This window comes from Cycloclasticus zancles 78-ME (assembly GCF_000442595.1).
In the GTDB taxonomy this organism is placed as follows: domain Bacteria; phylum Pseudomonadota; class Gammaproteobacteria; order Methylococcales; family Cycloclasticaceae; genus Cycloclasticus; species Cycloclasticus pugetii.
Window position 1 is genome coordinate 2,376,956 of record NC_021917.1, and the last position, 21,713, is coordinate 2,398,668.

The following is a 21,713-nucleotide window of genomic DNA, read 5'->3' on the forward strand; positions in this document are numbered from 1 at the left end:
TTACAGCTTCGTGCAATTTACTGAAGATAGATTTAAAAAATATAGTCTACGTTAGTCGCTTTGCTCACGCATATCATTCATCTGCTTTTTAACGATATGACGAATTAACAAATCTCTATCTTCATCGCTCAACTGACTATATTCAACAGCAACCTTGAACTGGTCACCTTCTGGTTCACAAGAAATCACCCTTGATAACGTTTTTATACTGGTTAAAGAGGGCGTTAAAATAAATTTAATTTCAACAGTATCTCCAGCATTAAGCGCATTATTTACCGAAAAAGAAACACCCGAGGCACTGATATTAACCGGCTGAATCGTTTTTACAAATAGCTCATCAGTACCCATAATTATATGGTGTGCTAATAAATCAATTTTAGACTCTATAAAAGAAAAATAACGCGCCACTTCAGGCGACTCTTTTTCTACATGGCGAAAATGTATCCGGGATATTTCATTCATTTTCTCCAATTCATTAGCTAAAGAGGCTGGCTCAACCTCATTCCTTTTAAGACCATCGGCTTTAGTCATTTCGTCGTTAGAAATAACGCGATAACTTATCGCCACTTCATCGTCTATTCTAAAAAAACGTCTACGCTCTTGTCCGGCATCTTGGCTCATTATTGTTTCACCACGTCTAGTATGGGATTACTTAAATCTTGGGGCATTTCACCTTGAATTAAAATAATTTCGACACGCCTATTTAGCGCTCTACCCTCAGGGGTCTCGTTATCAGATAGCGGCACTGTATCTGCATGACCTTCAATGATCAGTCTTTTTTCATCCACCGTTCCATCGGTTAGTAGTGTTTGCGCGACAGTTACGGCACGTGCCGCAGACAGTTCCCAATTAGACCGATACAAGCCCGCCTTAATGGGAATATTATCCGTATGGCCTGCAACAGTCACTGTACCAACACTACCATTAACAACCGCTGTAATTTTATCCATTATGGGTAAAAACTCTGGGTTAAATTCCGCACTACCTGAGGAGAACGAACCATTTTCATGAATTCTAATAACTACCCGGTCAAGGTCGGTTTCCACACTCACCATATTTTGGTCAATTTCTTCGACCATAAACTCTCTAATTTCTTCGGCTAATTTTTCAGCATCCTTAATTTTTTGCTCAGTGGCTTCAACATACTCCGTCACGATTTTCGCTTTTGCCTCAACCTCTTCTTGTTTTTTAGCATCCTCTTTTTTCGTTGTGTCTGAGTCAGACTCTGAGTCTTTGCCTAAAAACTCTCTTTCCGAGTCGGTAGTTTGCTGCCGCACCTCATCTAAAATGGTTGGGTCACCCGCCGCCGGGCTAAAGTGCTGTGCAACCACACTGGTCCCTTTAACTATTTCATAAGCAACCACCTGTCTTTGCACCCCAAACGCATCATTTAAAGAGTCTGCCATTTTCTTAAAGCGGTTTGCATCCATGGTTGCCATTGATAATAACAATACGAAAAAGCACATCAATAATGACATTAAGTCGGCAAAGGTCCCCATCCATGCTGGAAGCCCTTCTTCACATTTTGGACAATTATCATCACTCATGTTGAATCACTGTCTGCATTATTATTCGACCTCTTCAGGCTCACCCACTGACGATCGTTGACTTTCAGGTAAATACGTTTTGAGCAACGTTTCTAAAACACGTGGGTTCATACCTTCTTGAATACTTTGAATGGTTTCTAAAATTAATACTTTATTGAGTCGCTCATTATGGCTAATACCCGCCAATTTAGCCGACATCGGCAATGCAAACGCATTAGCGATAACCGCACCATACAAAGTGGTTAGTAAGGCCACGGCCATTGCCGGACCAATTGCCGCTGGATCAGACATGTTTGCGAGCATTTGCACCAAGCCAACCAAGGTTCCAATCATCCCCATCGCTGGCGCCATATCACCGACCGCCTTCCACATATTCTGACCAACTTCATGGCGACCAATCGCTAAGTCCATATCTCGACCTAATAACTTTTGCACCATCGCTGCGTCATGACCATCTACACAAAGACTCAAGCCTCGTTTGAGGAATTCGTTATCCACCTCTTGATCTTCTAACGCCAACAGTCCATTTTTACGGGCCACATCAGACAGCTCCACTGCCTGCTTGATGAGATCAACAGGGTTATCATTTTTATTCATGAAGGCTTTAATAGCCACTTTAAACGAACTCAAAAATTCCGAGATCGACAACTGCATCAAAGTCACCATGAAGGTGCCAACTACTACGATCAAAACAGACGGCACATCAACAAACATCATGATATCTCCGCCTGTTGCAATGGCGGCAATAATAATGCCCAAACCACCCACAAAACCTATTAACGTCGCTAAATCCAAAACTCTTCCCTTATTTAATTCTCATTTATACCGTCAATAATCGGCAAGGTAACAATGAAACTTTAGCAGATAAAATACGTTTATGGCGAAGCTCTCCCATAAAACAAGCGTGCTCTACGCAAAAACACGCTTATTATCTATTCATCCGTGCCTGTTTGCCCTATCTGCTAAAACTTTTCTCCTTCATAAAGAAAGCAAGCTCCTAAGCAAAAATCCCTTTGAGTATGAAAAAGAAAACAATTGCCAGCACGCCGCCAACCGGCAAGGTAATAATCCAAGACATAAAAATACCACGAACGACACTCATATTAAGTGACGAAATACCGCGCGCCATACCAACACCTAAAACCGCCCCCACCATTGTGTGTGTTGTTGAGATAGGCAAACCCATACCTGAGGCTAACACAACTGTTGAAGCCGCTGAGATAGTACAACAAAACCCACGGCTTGGTGTTAATTCGGTAATCTTCGAGCCAACTGTTTCAATAACCTTACGGCCATACATTGCCAGACCCAATACAATACCAACACCTCCGACTAAGAGTATCCACATTGGTAAGGCCGATTTCTGTGATAACTCACCGGTATCAATAATACTATTAATTGCCGCTAATGGGCCGATAGCATTTGCCACATCATTTGAGCCATGTGCAAAGGCCATTGCACAAGCGGTAATAACCATCAAGGAGCCGAATATTTTTTCGACGTTTGCATAATGGAAATCACGGTCCGCGCTCTCATCAAACTTTACACGACTCACTAAATACTTACCTAATATCGTTGTTAGCACACCAAAACCCAGTGCTACCGCAATCGAGTCTGTCATGGATAAATCTAGTCCCACATGTTTTAAGCCCTTCATAATGGTGACCAATGTGAGCATAAAGCCAACCAAAAAGACATAATAAGGAACATAACGCTTAGCGTTTTCGAACGGTTTTTCTGTATCTAGAATAATCGTTTGAACAGACCTAAATAACATATATGAAATAGCGCCCGCCAATAATGGAGAGGTGACCCAGCTCATCACAATTGTACCGAGCTTACCCCAGTACACCGCATCCATACTCATACCTACAATCGCAAAGCCGACAATAGAGCCAACAATCGAATGCGTTGTTGAAACTGGCCAACCTTTAAATGAAGCAACCAGTAACCAAGTTCCCGCTGCCAGTAGCGCTGCGAGCATACCAAAAATCAAAATCTCGGGGGTCGCACCCAAATCGCTAACATCGACAATTCCTTTTCGAATCGTAGAGGTAACCTGCCCACCCGCTAAAATAGCCCCTGAAAATTCAAAAATGGCTGCAATAATAACAGCCTGTTTAATAGTAATCGCTTTAGAGCCAACCGATGTTGCCATCGCATTCGCCACATCATTCGCACCAATGCCCCACGCCATAAATAGGCCGAAAACAATCGCTAATACCAAATAAGTAGTTCCGTAATCCATTGTCCCTTCCCCTTATTTAGCCAACATCAATTGAAAGCGACGACCGACACGCTCAGCATCATCGGCAATATCGGCAATAGATTCTATAATCCGATACATAAACATAACATCTACCGCATATAACTCTTTTTCGACCGCAAACAAATCAGCACGCAAATCAACCTGAATCCGATCCGTAGCCGACTCCAAATTATCTAACTCGGTCAACATATCCTCAACCACATGCACCGCGTGGCCTCTAAAACCCGTTTCTACCAACTCATCTAGCTCATTGACCACTTTCAATGCTTGATGACACGTTTCGACTGTCGCTCTCACCAGCTCAATAGCGCGTTTACTTGCTTGCTCTGGAAACTTAAGCTGGCGACCAACAACAATACCGGCTATATCTCTGGCACGGTTTGCTAATAAGTCTTGCACACGCAATGCATCCAACAAGTCTTGACGTGCAATAGGCATAAATAAGCCCGTCGGCAAATGCTCACGAAGAAAGTGCTTCTTATCATCGGCGTCTTGCTCTAACTCAGCAATTTGGTGATACACTTTTTCTACCGATTCTGTATCCCCTTTGCTCATGAATTCAAACAAATCGACTAATTTAGAAACACATTCGTCAACAAGTGCCATATGTTCCTGTATTGGCGCCACTGGAGAAGTACCAAACAGGCCGGTAATATAGTTTTTAGAAGCCATATTTTTATTAATATTTAATTTAGAAAGAATGTCGGCATTTTGCATCAATCTGACCAGTATTGCCAAAACTATTGTTTCCACATCACAAAAAAAAGCCCAGACATGAATGCCTGGGCTTATAAAACTATTGCGCAAATGCCATTATGGCACTGCTGATCAAAGCATAACGCTAGAATTTAGCTTTTAGGTCAATTTGCCATATATCTGAATCTAAATCACCGTTTAATTGGCCAACTTCAGAGTCTATATAGGTTGTTCCAACACTGAAATTTTTATCAATCTTGTACGATAACTTCCAGCGATTACCTTCAGAGTCGGTACGTCCACCCGCGAAGTTAGAATCATTAAAAGCGCCGTTTACAGCGTTTAACTCTGTTTCACGATAATCATAACTGGCTTTCCAGCGACCCATTTTAGTTTCAACACCTAACAACCATGCGGTATCTTCACCATCATTGACACCATTTGCATCGTTATTAGTCGCATAATGGCCATAAAGCTTGATAGGCAAACCTAAATCAAATGTTTTTTCACCCACCTTATACTCCAGCGCCTCACCTAAAATAAGGTTACCTCGGCCATGCTGGCGCTCAACCAAACCCATCGACACCAACTCATCTATAGCTCGCCGCAAGGTATGGCGATTAACAGAAAAACGAGCCGCCAGCTCAACCTCAACTGGCAAGTAATCCCCCGCCTCATAAGCCGATTTGATTTCCTGCTCTAAAATACGGCAAATTTGACGGTACACTGACTCACCGGTATTTCTATTTATTGAACATAAAGTCATCTAGACGTCTCCATATAATTACTGAGCATATAATCTCAATCTTAGGTGACAGTGTTGTTACAGTTACTTGAAGAACTCATTAAATAGAGAGCCTAGAACTGTTGGCTAATTAATGAGGCGCAAAAAAAAGCCCGATGCAACATCGGGCTTTTTACTTCTTACTACGTCGAAGCGACGTATTTCTTATATTTAGAAGTCGATTTGAGCGCGTACTTGGAACGCATCAATATCTTCATCTGCCAGCAATGTACCGGTGTGTTCAACGGTACTTTGAACGTAGTTCGCCATAAAACGAATAGTGGGTGTCGCATACCAGTTAACGCCGATTGTCAGTACCTCACCTTCTTCACCAGCAGTATTTATGCCCGGTACTGTAGCCAGACCATCGTAAAGGTCAATACTAGAGTAGCGAACGCCTAGCTCCCATGCACCGATACCGCCTTTACCGACAACACTTTTAGGTTTTACACGGCCAAATACGCCTTTACTTCCTTTATAAGAACGCGATTCACCTGTTAGAAAGTAACTACCGTAAGCATACCAACCATCTAAATCAAAATCGCCATTGGCTGTTTCAACTTCTTTAGCAAAGTATTCTGTCTGTAAAGAGAATGGTCCCATTACTGCAGCCGCTTCAAGGCCATAGTTATCGGTTGATTCAACGCCGTCAATTTTTGTATCAAAAGGTCTGGTGTTAATAGTATGAATTTCAGGGCGAGCTCTAAAACGCTCAGTGCCATTATCATCAAATTCTTGGTGGCTATAAGACGCCCCTAAATGCACCGCCTGTGTTTTGCCTGTTATGGGTGCAAAGGTCGCACGAACGCCATAACCATAGTCTTCATCTCGGCCATCATTATCATTGCTAACATCTTGCATATGCAAGCCACCATGTAAAGTCCAATTATCACCGTGAGTAGCAACTGAAACACCATTTTTACGGCCAACAGCAAACACGTCTTGAATCGTTGACCTTTCCATGAAGGTAATGTATTTAGAGCTAGTTTGAGCTTCTAAACCACTAGGCATAAAATGATTACCCACTTTAATAGAGGTTGAATCAAACCCATCGTAGGCAATATAAAGGTCTTTAGCGACAACGTCATTTTCAGCAAAGTCGTACTGCGCTTTAAAGCCCCAGTCGTTAAATATTTGACCTTTTACAAATAAACGTGCACGGCGAAATTCAGATCCGTCCCCATCAAGGTTTCGATCATCAGAAATAGCGGCATAATCGGCCATTAGACGCCCACCTAATTGGAACTTAGCATCACCTGACTTAAATTTTAAATGCCCACCTTTAGTGCTAACAGTTACGCTATCAGAGGCCTTCTCATATAACTCATCATATTGAGCTTGCGAAATAGTGCCGTTTGCCTTCAATGTATCTAAGATGTCTTTTTCAGATGCAAAAGCAGCTGGTGCTGATGCTATAGCAGTACCTAATAATGTTGCCTTAATGGCAACTGATAATTTTGTTTGTTTCATCTTTCATCCTTTGTTATTTAAATAAATACGTTCTTAACACAGGAGAATTTTAGATCGGTAAAATGACAGTTATGTGACAGCTATATGACAATTGTTGTTTTTTGGCTTTATGCAACAAAAAACCCGCAACTAAGCGGGCTTTTTACTGACAAGTTGGAAGAGCAATAATTACAGGTGTTTTTTTAGTTCTTTAATTTCAACATGCCTTACGTCCTTCCCCTTTACGAGGTAAATAACGTATTCACAAATATTACAAGCACGATCACCAATGCGCTCTAGAGCTCGTGATGACCATAATAGATCAATTGCTACCGGAATTTTTCTCGGATCTTCCATCATATAAGTGATTTGTTGGCGGACCAAATTTTCATAATCCTTATCCACTTTTTTATCGACTTGAATGACATTAAACGACTCATCAACATCTCGACGTGCGAACGCGTCTAATGCCTTGTTCAGCATGCCTATCACACGGGTCGACATCTGCTCGATGCTATCAAACTGTTCAGGGAAGGCGCCCCGTTTAGAAATATCAATCGCTTGCCTAGCAATACGCTTTGCCTCATCGCCCATTCTTTCTAGATCACTGGTTGTTTTGATAATAGCCATTATCAAACGCAAGTCCGTTGCCGTAGGCTGCCTCATTACGATAATACTGTTGCACATTTCATCAATGTCAACATCAAACGTGTTCACCTTCAAGTCATCCTCGATGACCTCTTCCGCCATTTCTTTATCGCCCGCCAATAGCGCCTTAACCGACTTTTCAATTTGCTGAACCACTAAACCACCCATGTTCAGCACACTGGTCGTCACCTCTTCAACGTCTTCATCGAACTTATGTGAAATATGTTCCCCTGTAGTCATATTGCCCCCTTAGCCAAATCGACCACTAATGTAGTCTTCAGTTTGCTTTTGTGATGGTTTCATAAAAATGGTTTTTGTTTCATCGTACTCAATCATTTCACCCAAATACATAAACCCTGTGTAATCTGAAATGCGCGCCGCCTGCTGCATATTATGTGTCACGATGCAGATACTATATTGCTCACGAAGAACAGAAATCATTTCCTCAATCGCTAAGGTTGAAATAGGGTCTAACGCACTGGTGGGCTCATCAAACAAAATAACCTCTGGTTTTAATGCAATCGCCCGTGCAATACATAAGCGTTGCTGCTGACCACCACTCAGACCACGTGCATCATGGCCCAATCGGTTTTTCGCCTCATCCCATAAGGCCGCATCACGTAAAGACTGCTCCACCACCTCTTGAAGCTCGGCGCGTTTTTTAACGCCAGAAAGTCTTAAACCATAAGCAATATTCTCAAAAATCGTCATTGGAAACGGTGTTGGTTTTTGAAAAATCATACCGACTCGTTGGCGTAACCGAATCAATTCTGCTTCTTTTTTCAGGTCTAAAATATTTGTGTACGTTTTGCTATCTCCATTCAAAAGGTTAATAACACCGTCATAGCGATGACCAGGGTATAAATCATGAATACGGTTCATACCACGTAGCAAAGTCGATTTGCCACAGCCGCTAGGGCCGATTAACGCGGTTACTTTATTCTTTTCAATTGGCAACGAAATAGCTTTTAGCGATGGTTCACTTGCACCACTATAAGTAAACGTTAAGTCTTTAACTTCCATCATATTCTTCATTAGTTTGCTCTCTTTTTATTGCTAGCATAACGGCCAAGCAAATTAATTATTAATACCATTGCCGTTAACAAAAAGGCCCCTGTCCAGCCTAACTGAATCATTTTATCGTCTGGCATTGTTGCAAGGTTATAGATAGACACTGTTAACGACGGGAATGTGCTCGTTAAGTCTGTTGACCAAAATTCACTCGAACCACTGGTATAAATCAAAGGCGCCGTTTCCCCCACTACCCGAGCAAAAGCTAACAAAATCCCCGTTAAAATACCGGCCTTGGCATAACGCACGACAATGTTCATCGTCACATGGTACTTAGATGCGCCAATGGCGATACCTGCTTCGCGAAGTTCTGTCGGCACAAGGTTTAACATATCGTCTGTTGTCCTAACAATAATAGGTACCATTAAGATAAACAGCGCTAAAACACCGGCCCAACCACTGGTATGCCCCGTAGGCACAACAACAATTGCATAAACAAATGTACCCACAACAATCGAAGGCGCCGACATCATGACATCGCTGAGGTCACGTAAAAACTCTGTACTTTTTGAATTACCACCATACTCTTGCAAGTAAATACCCGCGAGAATACCCACTGGAATACCGATCAGTGTCGCTATACCAGACATCATTATTTGGCCGACGATTACATTACGTAACCCTCCCTCAATCAGGTCTTTTGTAAACACATCCCAGCTGAGTCCTTGCAAACCTTTTGAGCACAAGGTGAACAAAATCCAGCCTAAAAAAAGTAACCCTACTACTGCGGCCAAGCTGGAGAAGACAATAAACACGCGATTCATCATTAAACGCATTATTTTTTCCTCAAGAAGTAAAATTTAGCGCTCGCTATCACAATAAAGCTTAGGACAAATAATATAAGCGCCAAATAAAATAAGACAGATAAGCTCAACCCACTTGATTCTGCAAAGCTATTTGCCAGCACCACTGGGATTGAGTTTGTCGGGTCGGTTACTTTTTTGGCAAATTGATACACGCCCCCAATAACAAAGGCTACTGCCATCGTTTCGCCCAACGCTCGGCCAAATGACAATATTATGGAGCCTATAATGCCCGACCGCGCATAAGGAAAAACAACATCTTTTATAACCTCTAATTTAGTCGCCCCCATCGCATACGCTGACTCTTTCAGCATATCAGGCACGGTCGTTATCGCATCTCGACTTAAAGCCGCCATAAAAGGTATAACCATAATTCCAAGTACCAGCCCCGCAACCAACAATGACACTGTATTTCCACCAAACAGAGCCGCGATGAATGGGCCAAAGTAGAACAGCCCCCACATGCCATAAATGATACTGGGGATAGAAGCCAACAACTCAATCGCTATGCCAACAGGCTTGGCGACTGCAGCAGGCGCGATTTCAGATAGAAAAACAGCAATGCCCATTGCTATAGGCACTGAAAACAACATTGCGATAAGCGTTGAGAAAACCGTACCAACAATAGGGACTAATGCACCATAAACCTCTCTCGAGGTCTTGTCTTCAGAGTCCATATCGTCATCGGTAATAAAATCTTCATCGTCGAAGATAAAATCCTCTTCATCTTCAATAAAGTCATCTTCTAAAGGTTGCTCTTTGTCCGCCTTTAATGACTCTAACTCGGCTAATTGGGCAGGCGACAACTCAAGCTTTTCTTCTTCGCCCCAACGAGATTCAAACAAAAACTTAACCCCAAACTCTTCTATCGCCGGTTTCGCTGATAAATAAAGAACCAGCGTTGTAGCCGCTAAGATAACAAAAACTAAGCTAGCGCTTAATTGAGCAATTTTTCTAAAAAATAATTCCATTACGCCCTCTGGGACAAACAAAAACCTTCTCAACAACCTCTTGAGAAGGCTTTTAAGTTAACTTGTGTTAAAGATTGCGCTTATTTTAAGCCTTTTTCCACCCAGTAGCCTTGGATTTTTTTAATCACTGCATCTGGAAGGGAAACGTAACCGACCGACTCAATGAGCTTGTTCTTTTTGGTTAATGCATAATCAAAGAACTTGATCACTTCTTTTGCATTTTCACCATTTTGAGGAACTAATGCAAACGTTGCTGTCACGACTGGATAGCCTTTTGGTGGGTATGCAATATTGGCATAAAAGTCCTTTTTAGGATCTAAGTCTGCATACACTGCCGCAGCTTCGAATGTTGCTGGCTCTGGCTTAACAAATATACCTTCGCGATTTTCAATAATAGCCATATCTAAACCATTCTTTTTAGCATCCGCGTAATCCACATAACCGATAGAAAACCCATTATTTTTAATCGCCGTTGCAACTCCAAAGTTACCTTTGCCAGCAATCCGGTTTTTAGTCGGCCATGACACTACTTTCTTAGCACCCATTGTTTCGCGCCATTCTTGGTTCATTTTGCTCAAGTAGTAGGTAAAGGCAAAGGTTGTACCTGATTTATCACTACGGTGAACAAACAAAATATCTTCATTTGGTAAAGCAATACCTGAATTATCAGCCGCTATGATAGGATCATTCCACTTTGTAATTTTGCCTAACATAATGCCAGAAATAGCGGCTTCGCTTAGTTTCATACCGCTGACGCCCTCAACATTATATGCAAAAGTCACCGCACCAATAGCTGTTGGGAATTGAATCAAACTTGCTTTTGCTAAAGAACTTGATTTTAAAGGCTTGTCTGAGCCACCAAAATCAACGTGACGAGCACTAACTTCTTTAATACCCGAACCACTGCCTGTTGGTGTGTAATTGACTTGGTTTTTTGTTTCACCGTAATAAACTTTACTCCACGTTGTATACGCAGGGTAAGCAAAACTTGAGCCCGTGCCTTCAATTTTAGCTGCGTGAGCCGCTGTCCCAATCGTTAGGCTAAGCAGTCCTAGTGCCACTATCTTTTTCATTTTCATATTTTTTCCAATTTAGTTGAATATTTGGCAAAGCGTTTGCTCTACTCTGTGCATCATTTTAGGTTTGGTATGTGGCATTATAATGAACGCAATGTGACAGTTTGATGACAGCCTTATGGGTCTATTCTTTCAGCGGGAAATACACACTGAAAACAACTGCCTTCCCCTTCTTGACTATCGATAACCAGATGCGCCTCATGCCTTTCTAACTCATGTTTTACAATGGCTAACCCTAGGCCTGTCCCAGTTTTATTTTTTATATTATTTTCAGCTACCCGGTAGAAACGCTCTGTTAATCGAGATAAGTGTCTGGCGCCTATTCCTTGACCTGTATCTTTAACAAAAAGCTGCCCCTGACCTTGCTCATTGATTGCCCAGCCAACACGAATCTCACCATTTTCATCAGAGTAATTGATGGCATTACCAACCAAGTTTCTCAACACGGTTAATAAGGAACCTTTACTGCCCTTTAAATTAAGACTCGATGGAACATCAAACACCAATGATTGCTGATGCTCATTTGCCGCTGACTTAAATTCGGACTTAATTTGTTCACATACACTGCGCACATTAACCAAGCTATTGGCTGCCTCGACTTTACCCTCTTCTAGCCGACTTAGCGCTAATAGCTCTTCGATCATGGTTTGCATTTTAATCACTTGCTGATCAACTTTACGTAGCGAAGCACCCACTTGCACATTATCCTCAGCGGTTGAAGCCAACAACATTTCAACATAGCCCTTCATGACCGTTAGCGGCGTTCTTAACTCATGCGATGCATTCGACACAAAGTCTTTTCGCACTTGATTCGTGCGCTCAACCTTAGTGACATCTCGTATCAACAATAAACGTTCATCGTCACCATATGGCAATACCCTTATTTCAATCTTTTCTGCCGACCAGCTGGTGTCTATTACAGGCGCCTCGATCACAATGGCGTCATCGCTCTTGAGATTTTTAAGAAAGTGCGTAAACCGAGGATGCCTTACTAAATGATTAATCAGTTGCCCGGTATCTTCTTTTTTTAAAATAAGTAGCTGGGAGGCTTGCTTATTGAACCACTTAATCTCATTAGACAATGAAAGAATAACCACACCATCTGGAAAAACAGAAATTAACTTTTTAAACCGTTCCAGTTGGTATTTAACACTGTCTTTTTGTGCCAGCCCCTGCATCTTAGATTGATAGATGTCTTCCGAAATTTGACCAAACAAGCCATCTTCAAACGGCAGGTCATGATCACCAGACTTCTTAGACCACCTATATAAACGTTGTAACCGACGATATTGAAAGACAATGTAAGCCAATAAAAAAAGTGCCAACACCTCGACGGGGTAACCGACTAACACACCCAAAACACCGACTGTTAAAAACCACAACAGAAAGGTGTTTCGCTCATAGTTATGATTTATATTCACGCGCTTAAGTTCACCAATTTATAACCAAACCCTCTTACCGTTTGAACCAAGTCTGCACAACCCTGAGCATCTAATATCCGTCTTAAACGCCTAATGTGTACATCAACGGTACGATCTTCTACGTAGACATTATCGCCCCATACATTATCAAGCAGCTGATTGCGAGAGAACACTTTATTGGGGTTTGTAGCAAAGAAAGACAGCAATTTATACTCTGTCGGGCTCATCATCAGGTCCACCTTATTGATAGTGACTCGATGACTCGATGGGTCAATAAACAACGGACCAATTGATATCACCCCTGTTTCATTTTCTGTACTGCTTCGTCGTAAGACCGCTTTCATTCTGGCAATGAGCTCTTGCACAGAAAAAGGCTTGGTTACATAATCGTCTGCGCCTGTTTCCAAGCCCGATACTTTATCTTCTTCCGCGCTGCGTGCCGTCAACAGGATAATCGGGATACGTTTGTTTTCTTCTTGATTCTTTAAAAACTTGATCCAATCTGGCCCACTAATTCCGGGTAACATCCAATCTAACAAGATAATATCGGGCGTCGTATCTCGCAAAGACTCTTGCGCTCTCATTACATCTTTACACCACGTTACTTCAATATTATTCGTTTGAAGAGAAAGTTGTAGCATTTCGCCAATATCCTCATCGTCTTCAACCATCAATACATTCATTGTTTCCATAAAAAAGCCATTTAAGTAAGTGTTTACAGAATACCTAATATTTATGACAACACGGTGACAATTTACAAACTACTTCTAACTTGCTTCGGAGAAAACCCTGTCTCTAATTATTAAAAATAACAGTAACGCACTGAACCACCTTAAGGCGCCTGCGGTTTCTCGACCAGTAAACTTTTTATAATGCCCCGTTATATGAACGTCATACAACTGTCATATTATTGATTGATACTCCCCACCTATGACACATGATGAAAAACTACACTATCAATCGCTTTTAGATATATTAGCAACAGACTCACTGACTCCACTCTTTCAGCCAATCATTTCGATGAAAGACAATAAAATTTATGGTTACGAAGGCTTAATTCGTGGCCCCTCTGATGGTCCGTTACACTCCCCCATCAACCTTTTTAACGCTGCGGCTAAATATGATCGGCTTGCCGAATTAGATTTACTTTGTCGAAAAGTAAGCATTCAACGGTTTGGCGAACTTAATTTAAATGCCCGATTATTTATTAACACCATTCCTGAAATTCTCTTACAAAAAGATTATCAGCATGGCCACACATTAAAGTATATAAAAGACTCTAATTTAGATGCTAGCCAAGTGGTTATTGAACTGACTGAGCAATACCCTATTGAAGATTATGACCTGATGGCTAGTGCAACCAAATACTATCAAGATATGGGGTTTTCCATCGCCATCGACGATTTAGGTGCAGGCTATTCAGGCTTAAGAACCTGGTCTGAAATTAAACCCGACTTCGTAAAAATTGACCGTCACTTTTTAAATGACATTCATAACGATATCAACAAGCAAAAATTTGTACAGTCTATTGTAGATATTGCAAAAGGTGTTGACTGTAAAGTGATAGGTGAAGGTATCGAGCTACGCGGTGAGTACCTACAGGCTAATACGATGAATATTGATTATGCACAAGGTTTTTACTTTGCCCGCCCCAATTCCAAACCAACTGAGTTATTGGATTGCTCGTTATTTTCAAGCAGAAAAAATAACTTCAAACCTAAATTTAATATAGAACGGAAAAACAATACCGCTGCAAAATTACTTTTTTATGTTAAGCCCATATATGTTCATACTAAATTTTACGACATTGGTGAGCGCTTTCAATCCTCGCCCGAGCTAACAGCACTTCCAGTCCTAAATGACGACGCTTCTATCGCAGGCATCATATGGCGGACTGAATTTTTAACTATTTATGCTAGCCGCTATGGAAAAGAATTAAACAGTAAAAAAAATGCTTTATCTTTTTTAGACATTAAGGCGCTAAAGGTAGATATTACTTTATCACTCAATAAAATTAGTCAGCACATCACCAGTCAAAACAACCTCGCACAACATGATGATTTCATCATTACCTCATCTAACCGCTACAAAGGCATGGGTAAACTGCTTCATTTATTGAAAGAAATAACCGAGATGCAAATTACCTTTGCCCGCCACATGAACCCTCTTAGCAACCTACCTGGCAATGTTCCTATCAGCCAACGAATTAATCACTCCATTGAAACTCAACAAGATATCGTTATTTGTTATTTTGACCTAGATAATTTTAAGCCGTATAACGATACCTATGGGTTTGGCGAGGGCGATAAAGTGCTCCGAAAAACTGCTAAGCTGCTGACAGATTCTGCAGATACAGACATTGACTTTGTAGGGCATGTTGGCGGCGATGACTTCATCATCATTTTTCAAAGCAGCGACTGGCAGCATCGATGCAACACCACTTTAAATAACTTTAGCGCCCTAACGTCAGAGTTCTACTCTCAAGAACACCTTCTTAACGGAGGAATCTCTGCGTTAGATAGAAATTCTGAGCCGGTGTTTTATCCACTTTTATCAATCTCTATTGGAGCATTAAGGCCGCATGATTTCGGCTTTTTTAGGTCAGAAAATGATCTCGTCTCTATTGCTAGCAACGCAAAATCTGCAGCTAAAAAGATACCCGGCAATAGCCTTTATCAAATCAAGCCTTCAAAACAATTAAGCAACATGTCCGCCTAAATCATGAAAATGTTCTATGACAGGTAGCCACATTATGCTTGGCGACAAAAACACCCAATCTTGAAACTGTTGACCAACTGGCGAACACCGATCAAACAGGTGCCGCCAGTTAGACTATGATTTAGTGGCCTTTTTAACCACCACTAAACAACATCTCAAAACCTCTTAGCGTTTCTTAAACACCAAAGCATCGTCTTGCACATCTATATCAACCTCATCACCAGGCACAAACTTACCCGCCAATAAATCTTGTGCCAGTTCATTTTCTAAGCGTTGTTGTATCGCACGTTTTAAGGGTCTAGCACCATAAACAGGGTCAAAACCGGCTTCACCTAATTTATCCAACGCAGCTTCTGAAACAACCAACTCTATGTCCCTATCTTGTAAACGCTGACGTAAAATATCTACTTGAAGAGTGGTAATAGCACGAATTTGTGTGCGACCCAAGGGGTGAAACACCACAGACTCATCAATACGGTTAATAAATTCCGGTCTAAAGTGCTGCCCGACCACTTCCATCACCGCACTTTTCATCTCATTATAATTAGCCTCACCCGCTAGCTCTTGGATACGATCTGAACCTAAGTTCGAGGTCATCACGATGACTGTATTTCGAAAATCAACCGTGCGGCCTTGCCCGTCTGTTAAACGGCCATCATCCAAGACTTGTAACAAAATATTAAAGACATCCGCATGTGCTTTTTCAACTTCGTCCATCAAGATAACACTGTAGGGTTTACGTCGAACCGCTTCGGTTAAATAGCCCCCTTCTTCATAACCTACATACCCTGGAGGCGCACCAATTAATCTTGCAACCGAATGTTTTTCCATAAATTCAGACATATCAATTCGTACGATTGCTTCTTCAGTATCAAATAAAAACTCAGCTAATGCCTTGCATAACTCTGTTTTACCAACCCCTGTTGGGCCTAAAAATAAAAACGAACCATTAGGGCGATTAGGGTCTGACAGGCCTGCTCGTGAACGACGAATTGCATCGCTGACTGCTTTAACTGCTTCTTCTTGACCAATAACGCGATCACTTAAACCAACTTCCATTTGCAATAGTTTTTCACGCTCGCCTTCAAGCATTTTGGAAACGGGAATACCCGTCCACTTAGACACAACCTCAGCAATTTCTTCTTCGGTGACTTTGTTTCTCAATAAGGTAAAGTCCTGTTCACCACTGCCTTCCTCAGCCTCTTGAATTGCTTTTTCTAATCGTGGAATTTCGCCATATTGCAACTCTGACATACGTGTTAAATCACCGGCACGCCGAGCCGTTTCCATTTCAAGTTTTACCTTTTCGAGCTCTTCTTTATGCTGGGCACTGCCTTGCATAGCAGCCTTCTCAGACTTCCAGACTTCTTCCAAATCAGCATACTCTTTATCCAACTGGTTAATTTCAGTTTCAAGTAACTGTAATCGTTTTATAGATGCATCATCGGTTTCTTTTTTTAACGCTTCGCGTTCAATTTTCAACTGAATTAAACGCCGCTCTAACCGGTCCATTGATTCAGGCTTGGAGTCCATTTCCATACGAATACGACTCGCTGACTCATCAATTAGGTCAATCGCCTTATCAGGTAATTGTCGATCAGTTATATAACGGTGAGACAATACCGCCGCTGAAACAATAGCTGGGTCGGTTATATCTACGCTATGGTGTACTTCATATCGTTCTTTTAAACCTCGCAAAATAGCGATGGTATCTTCTACACTGGGCTCATCAACCAATACTTTTTGAAACCGTCGCTCTAATGCGGCATCTTTTTCAATATATTGACGGTATTCATCTAAAGTTGTCGCCCCTACACAATGTAAATCACCGCGTGCTAACGCTGGTTTAAGCATATTCCCGGCATCCATCGCACCGTCACCTTTCCCAGCACCAACCATCGTATGCAACTCATCGATAAACAAGATCACTTGCCCTTCTTGTTTTGACACATCGTTAAGCACTGCTTTTAGACGCTCTTCAAATTCACCACGGAATTTTGCACCTGCGATAAGGGCGGCCATATCTAACGACAACAAACGCTTAGATTTCAAATTTTCAGGCACCTCGCCATTAACAATACGTTGCGCTAGCCCTTCTACAATAGCGGTTTTACCTACTCCTGGCTCACCTATCAGCACAGGGTTATTTTTTGTCCGACGTTGCAACACTTGAATAGTGCGTCGAATTTCTTCGTCGCGGCCAATCACAGGATCCAATTTTCCTTGCTCTGCACGTTCCGTCAGGTCAATACTGTATTTTTCCAGCGCCTGGCGGTTCTCTTCTGCATTTTGATCATTCACCGCTTCACCACCGCGTATATCATCTATCGCTTTTTCTAAAACACTTTTAGTCGCTCCCGCTTGTTGTAGCGCTTTGCCTGCTGGCCCTTTGTCTTCAAGTGCCGCTAAAACAAATAACTCACTTGAAATGTAGGCATCCTGACGTTTTTGTGCCAACTGATCGGTAATATTAAGCAAACGCCCTAGATCATTAGACATTTGCATGTCACCGGCTGCACCTTCAACCGTTGCTATCCGATCAATTGTTTCACCTAAAGATGAGCGTAGTTGATTTACATTGACGCCTGCCAGTTGTAGTAAATGACGCACGCTAGCACCTTGCTGGTCCAGCATAGCGACCAAGACGTGTGCCGGTTCTATAAACTGATGATCCTTACCCAGTGCTAAACTTTGTGCGTCAGAAAGCGCAACTTGAAACTGACTGGTGAGTTTATCCATTCGCATATTTCAACCCTCATTAATTTAATTTGATAACTAATTAATGGGGGATGAAATGAGTGTTTTCAAGCTAGCCCAATAGTGCCAGCCTTAGCTTTAGTGAATAAAGCTGTGTAACCAACCAATTAAACCAATACCAAACAGCATCAGTAAAATTTGCTCTACGCCTGCTGCTAGGTTAATTCGTTTATGCAGCGTTGGAATCAAATCTGCCACTGCGATATAGATAAAGCTAGCCGCAGCAAACGCTAAAACATATGGTAAAAGGTGTTCAAAATCTGCTAGCCAGAAATAGGCCAGCAAGCCACCTATTAGCGTTGCGAAGCTAGAGATAACATTGTACAAAATAGCTTTTTTACGGGTAAAGCCACTTTGTAGCAAAATAGCAAAATCACCTATTTCTTGTGGAATCTCATGAGTCGTTACCGCTAATGCCGTCACAACACCTAAATGAATATCTGTCAAAAAGGCCGCTGCAATCAACACCCCATCAACAAAATTGTGAACACTATCACCTACAAGAATCAAACTGCCGGCTGACTGATGACCGTGCGCATGAACATCCACGTGCGTTTCACAATCATCATGGTGACAATGCCGCCACAACACCATTTTTTCCAACGCGAAAAAAAACATCAGGCCGCCCAAAATGGTAATCGATAGGGTGTGAAAATTTTCATGCCCCACTTCTTCTAAGGCGTGTGGAATTAAGCCGACAAAAGAGACACTCAACAATGCACCCGTTGCAAAACTCACACTAAATGGCAACATTCTAGTGATTATCTTTTTAGGTAAAAAAAGAACCAGCGACGCACCTAACACACTTAGCATTCCGCCAAGAATGGTAAACAAAATAATCCAAGTAAATACAGTCATGGGTAATAAGTTAATATTGAAGCCAAATTAACGAAGCCATTCGGCCCGTTGTCGGCTCACGCCGGTATGAAAAAAATTTATCGGGCTGATTATACGTACAATATTCACCACCATAAATTCTTTTTACACCACATTGCAATAAGCTCATTCTTGCCAAAGCATATAAGTCAGCAAGATGATGATCAGCATTCAGCTGCCTAAACCCCTGCTGCATCACCAAGCTTTTGTTAACGAAAGCGTTTTTAACCTCGCTACCCACTTCAAAACAAGCCGGCCCAATGGCTGGACCTAACCAAGCCATTATTTTTTCTGCTGCTGCAAGTTGCGCAACTGCCTGCTCTATGATGCCGGCCAATAAGCCTCGCCACCCAGCATGTACTGCTGCAACGGCTGAGCCGTCTTCCGTACACAATAAGACTGGCAGGCAATCCGCTGTCATCACCGTGCAAACAAACGCATCACTCCTACAAATTGAACCATCTGCTTCAATACAAGGTCCCTTTTGGAGTTGATCCAACTCGACGATAGTTGTGCCATGCACTTGTGATAACCAGACAGGCTTAGCTTGCAAGTTAAGCTCGTCACTTAACAAGGCTCGATTATCAATCACCGCTTGCGCATCATCACCCACATGAGTGGCTAGATTAAATGTTGAATAAGGTGTTTGGCTAACGCCGCCAGAACGACACGTTGTTAACGCTCTGACATTTTTTGGCGCTGGCCAACTCGGTTCAATAAAGCGCATGTGTACTGCCTATTTAACCGGGGTTTCTTTCGCCAATACTTCAACCAAATGGGCCATATCCGCAGGCATCTCGCATTCCCAAGAAATCGGCTCACCAGTGACCGGATGAACCACCCCTAACCTGGCAGCATGTAATGCTTGGCGCTTAAACCCACGTAAAGTATCACTCAATAGTTCACTTGCATTAGCCAAGGGTTTAAAACGTCCACCATATACTTGGTCACCAACGATAGCGTGGTTTATATGACTCATATGAACTCGAATTTGGTGAGTACGCCCTGTTTCAAGGTTCACTTTTAATAAGGTATGTTTTGCAAAGCGTTGCGCAACTCGATAGTGAGTGATGGCCTCTTTGCCCCCCTCTCTAACCGCATACTTTTTACGATCAGTCGGGTGTCGCGCTAAGGGTGCGTCCACTGTGCCACCGGCCGTCATATACCCCCTCACCACCGTTAAGTATTCACGCTCAAAAGCACGTGCCTGCAACTGGTCGACCAATAGCTTATGTGCCGTTAAGGTGCGCGCTACCATTAGCAACCCGCTGGTTTCTTTATCAATTCGATGCACCAAGCCCGCTCGTGGCAAACCCTCTAGCGCAGGGTCATGATGTAATAGAGCATTTTGTAATGTGCCATCCCAGTTACCCGCTGCAGGATGCACGACTAAACCGGCCGGTTTATTTACCACCAGCATCGATTCATCCTCATAAACAATATTAAGCGCGATCGGTTCCGCTTTGATATTTAATGACGTATCGGCAATGGGCGTAATAATAACCGCCTCCCCACCATTAACCTTGTCTCGAGGGCGCAGTGTTTTATTATCGATCAGTATATTGCCGCTGTTCACCCAGCTTTTCAAGCGACTGCGAGAATACTCTGGGCATAACTCAGCTAATGCCTGATCGAGCCGAAGCCCTGCCATTTCAGGTGGGACGATTAATTCTATTTGTTGTTCAGTTTTCAAGCCAATAGGATTGTAATAATTGATGTGCTCCGGCATTATAACCGTTTAGCTCCTTATAACTTGTTATTTCACTCATGACTCTAATGAATCGTCTATCGATTAAAAAAGCTTTCCTTATTCTTATGCTGGCCTCCTTGTCCGCATGCTCCACTATGGATCTTGTTACCCCTATAGATACTCCCGATAAGACGGCCAATTGGTCCGCAGCGGACTTTTATGACGAAGCCAAAAAATCTTTGGATGATGAAAACTACATTAACGCCATTGAGCTATATGAAGGGCTTGAGTCTCGCTACCCCTTTGGCCAATATGCCCAACAAGCACAAATTGACTTAGCCTTCGCTTATTACAAAAATGACGAACCAGAGTCGGCGATTGCAACAGCTAACCGTTTCATTCGCATTCACCCTCGCCATAAAAACGTGGATTACCTGTACTACCTTAAAGGCCTAATTAATTTTAATCGAGGTATCGGTTTTCTAGAGCGCTACTTACCCACTGATAAATCTCAACGTGACCCTGGCGCAGCCATTGAGTCGCTAGATGATTTTGCAACATTGATTAGGCGCTTCCCCAATAGCCAATATGTTGCAGATTCAAAGCAACGTATCATTGCACTTAAATCAAACCTAGCGTTACATGAATTAAATGTCGCCAATTATTATATGAAGCGCAAAGCCTATGTTGCCTCCATTAATCGCGCTAAAAATATCATTGAACAATACCAAAACACCACAGCCGTACCTCGTGCTTTATTATTAATGGTCGACGCCTACCAGCACATTAATATGAACGACCTAGCCGCTGATGCCCAACGTGTTTACGACCTGAACTATCCAAACGGCACTCCACCTTTAGAAAACCCTAAGTACGCGCACGAAAAAACAACCTCTGAAAAAATCTGGGAGTTTTTAGAGTTAGACAAATAAGCTGG

20 protein-coding genes are annotated in these 21,713 nt (G+C 42.2%); 2 read left to right on the forward strand and 18 right to left on the reverse strand.

Going from position 1 to position 21,713, the window contains the following annotated elements; translation table 11 throughout:
* Positions 1-51: 51 nt before the first annotated feature.
* From CYCME_RS11430 to phoB, 14 genes are all read right to left on the reverse strand, one after another.
* Complete coding sequence (locus CYCME_RS11430) at positions 52-621, reverse strand: PilZ domain-containing protein (RefSeq protein ID WP_020933120.1); 570 nt, start codon at positions 619-621, stop codon at positions 52-54.
* Positions 621-1,547 (reverse strand): MotB family protein, encoded by a 927-nt coding sequence (locus tag CYCME_RS11435; protein WP_015005128.1) that lies wholly within the window; start codon positions 1,545-1,547, stop codon positions 621-623. Before CYCME_RS11435 ends, CYCME_RS11430 begins: the two co-directional genes overlap by 1 nt.
* A 21-nt stretch (positions 1,548-1,568) precedes the next feature.
* Positions 1,569-2,342, reverse strand: coding sequence for a flagellar motor protein PomA (gene pomA, locus CYCME_RS11440; RefSeq protein WP_015005127.1), 774 nt, complete (start codon positions 2,340-2,342; stop codon positions 1,569-1,571).
* 202 nt (positions 2,343-2,544) lie between these two features.
* Positions 2,545-3,795: an inorganic phosphate transporter gene (locus CYCME_RS11445; protein ID WP_020933121.1), complete on the reverse strand. Its 1,251-nt coding sequence runs from the start codon at positions 3,793-3,795 to the stop codon at positions 2,545-2,547.
* Between the two features lie 12 nt (positions 3,796-3,807).
* Positions 3,808-4,569: a TIGR00153 family protein gene (locus CYCME_RS11450; protein WP_223253195.1), complete on the reverse strand. Its 762-nt coding sequence runs from the start codon at positions 4,567-4,569 to the stop codon at positions 3,808-3,810.
* Positions 4,570-4,657: 88 nt separating this feature from the next.
* Positions 4,658-5,278: a putative porin gene (locus CYCME_RS13215; RefSeq protein WP_020933123.1), complete on the reverse strand. Its 621-nt coding sequence runs from the start codon at positions 5,276-5,278 to the stop codon at positions 4,658-4,660.
* Between the two features lie 189 nt (positions 5,279-5,467).
* The gene (locus CYCME_RS11460; protein ID WP_020933124.1) at positions 5,468-6,766 is read right to left on the reverse strand and encodes an OprO/OprP family phosphate-selective porin; all 1,299 of its coding nucleotides are present in this window, start codon (positions 6,764-6,766) and stop codon (positions 5,468-5,470) included.
* A gap of 168 nt (positions 6,767-6,934) precedes the next feature.
* A complete protein-coding gene (gene phoU, locus CYCME_RS11465) occupies positions 6,935-7,633 on the reverse strand; it encodes a phosphate signaling complex protein PhoU (protein ID WP_020933125.1) in 699 nt (232 codons plus the stop codon).
* Positions 7,634-7,642: 9 nt separating this feature from the next.
* Positions 7,643-8,428, reverse strand: a complete 786-nt coding sequence (pstB, locus tag CYCME_RS11470) for a phosphate ABC transporter ATP-binding protein PstB (RefSeq protein ID WP_015005122.1) — start codon at positions 8,426-8,428, stop codon at positions 7,643-7,645.
* A complete protein-coding gene (gene pstA, locus CYCME_RS11475) occupies positions 8,428-9,240 on the reverse strand; it encodes a phosphate ABC transporter permease PstA (RefSeq protein WP_015005121.1) in 813 nt (270 codons plus the stop codon). Before pstA ends, pstB begins: the two co-directional genes overlap by 1 nt.
* Positions 9,240-10,238, reverse strand: coding sequence for a phosphate ABC transporter permease subunit PstC (gene pstC / locus CYCME_RS11480; protein ID WP_015005120.1), 999 nt, complete (start codon positions 10,236-10,238; stop codon positions 9,240-9,242). Before pstC ends, pstA begins: the two co-directional genes overlap by 1 nt.
* A gap of 80 nt (positions 10,239-10,318) precedes the next feature.
* On the reverse strand, positions 10,319-11,317 hold the full coding sequence (gene pstS / locus CYCME_RS11485) for a phosphate ABC transporter substrate-binding protein PstS (RefSeq protein ID WP_015005119.1): 999 nt from the start codon (positions 11,315-11,317) through the stop codon (positions 10,319-10,321).
* Between the two features lie 113 nt (positions 11,318-11,430).
* Positions 11,431-12,735 carry a phosphate regulon sensor histidine kinase PhoR gene (gene phoR, locus CYCME_RS11490; protein WP_015005118.1) on the reverse strand — a complete coding sequence of 435 codons (1,305 nt, stop codon included), beginning with the start codon at positions 12,733-12,735 and terminating at the stop codon, positions 11,431-11,433.
* The gene (phoB, locus tag CYCME_RS11495) at positions 12,732-13,427 is read right to left on the reverse strand and encodes a phosphate regulon transcriptional regulator PhoB (RefSeq protein ID WP_020933126.1); all 696 of its coding nucleotides are present in this window, start codon (positions 13,425-13,427) and stop codon (positions 12,732-12,734) included. The genes phoR and phoB overlap by 4 nt, the downstream gene beginning before the upstream one ends.
* Before the next feature lie 238 nt (positions 13,428-13,665).
* Here phoB and CYCME_RS11500 point away from each other — a divergent pair, with 238 nt between their 5' ends.
* On the forward strand, positions 13,666-15,453 hold the full coding sequence (locus tag CYCME_RS11500; RefSeq protein WP_020933127.1) for a GGDEF domain-containing protein: 1,788 nt from the start codon (positions 13,666-13,668) through the stop codon (positions 15,451-15,453).
* A 165-nt stretch (positions 15,454-15,618) separates the two neighbouring features.
* On the opposite strand, the gene clpB is transcribed toward CYCME_RS11500, so the two are convergent.
* The 4 genes from clpB to rluD form a co-directional block, all read right to left on the reverse strand.
* A complete protein-coding gene (gene clpB / locus CYCME_RS11505; RefSeq protein ID WP_020933128.1) occupies positions 15,619-18,198 on the reverse strand; it encodes an ATP-dependent chaperone ClpB in 2,580 nt (859 codons plus the stop codon).
* 90 nt (positions 18,199-18,288) lie between these two features.
* The gene (locus CYCME_RS11510) at positions 18,289-19,068 is read right to left on the reverse strand and encodes a ZIP family metal transporter (RefSeq protein ID WP_015005114.1); all 780 of its coding nucleotides are present in this window, start codon (positions 19,066-19,068) and stop codon (positions 18,289-18,291) included.
* Between the two features lie 10 nt (positions 19,069-19,078).
* Positions 19,079-19,813, reverse strand: a complete 735-nt coding sequence (gene pgeF / locus CYCME_RS11515; protein ID WP_020933129.1) for a peptidoglycan editing factor PgeF — start codon at positions 19,811-19,813, stop codon at positions 19,079-19,081.
* A 9-nt stretch (positions 19,814-19,822) separates the two neighbouring features.
* Positions 19,823-20,815: a 23S rRNA pseudouridine(1911/1915/1917) synthase RluD gene (rluD, locus tag CYCME_RS11520; protein WP_015005112.1), complete on the reverse strand. Its 993-nt coding sequence runs from the start codon at positions 20,813-20,815 to the stop codon at positions 19,823-19,825.
* 116 nt (positions 20,816-20,931) lie between these two features.
* On the opposite strand from rluD, the gene CYCME_RS11525 reads away from it, so the two are divergent.
* Complete coding sequence (locus CYCME_RS11525) at positions 20,932-21,708, forward strand: outer membrane protein assembly factor BamD (protein ID WP_041932973.1); 777 nt, start codon at positions 20,932-20,934, stop codon at positions 21,706-21,708.
* Positions 21,709-21,713: the final 5 nt, after the last annotated feature.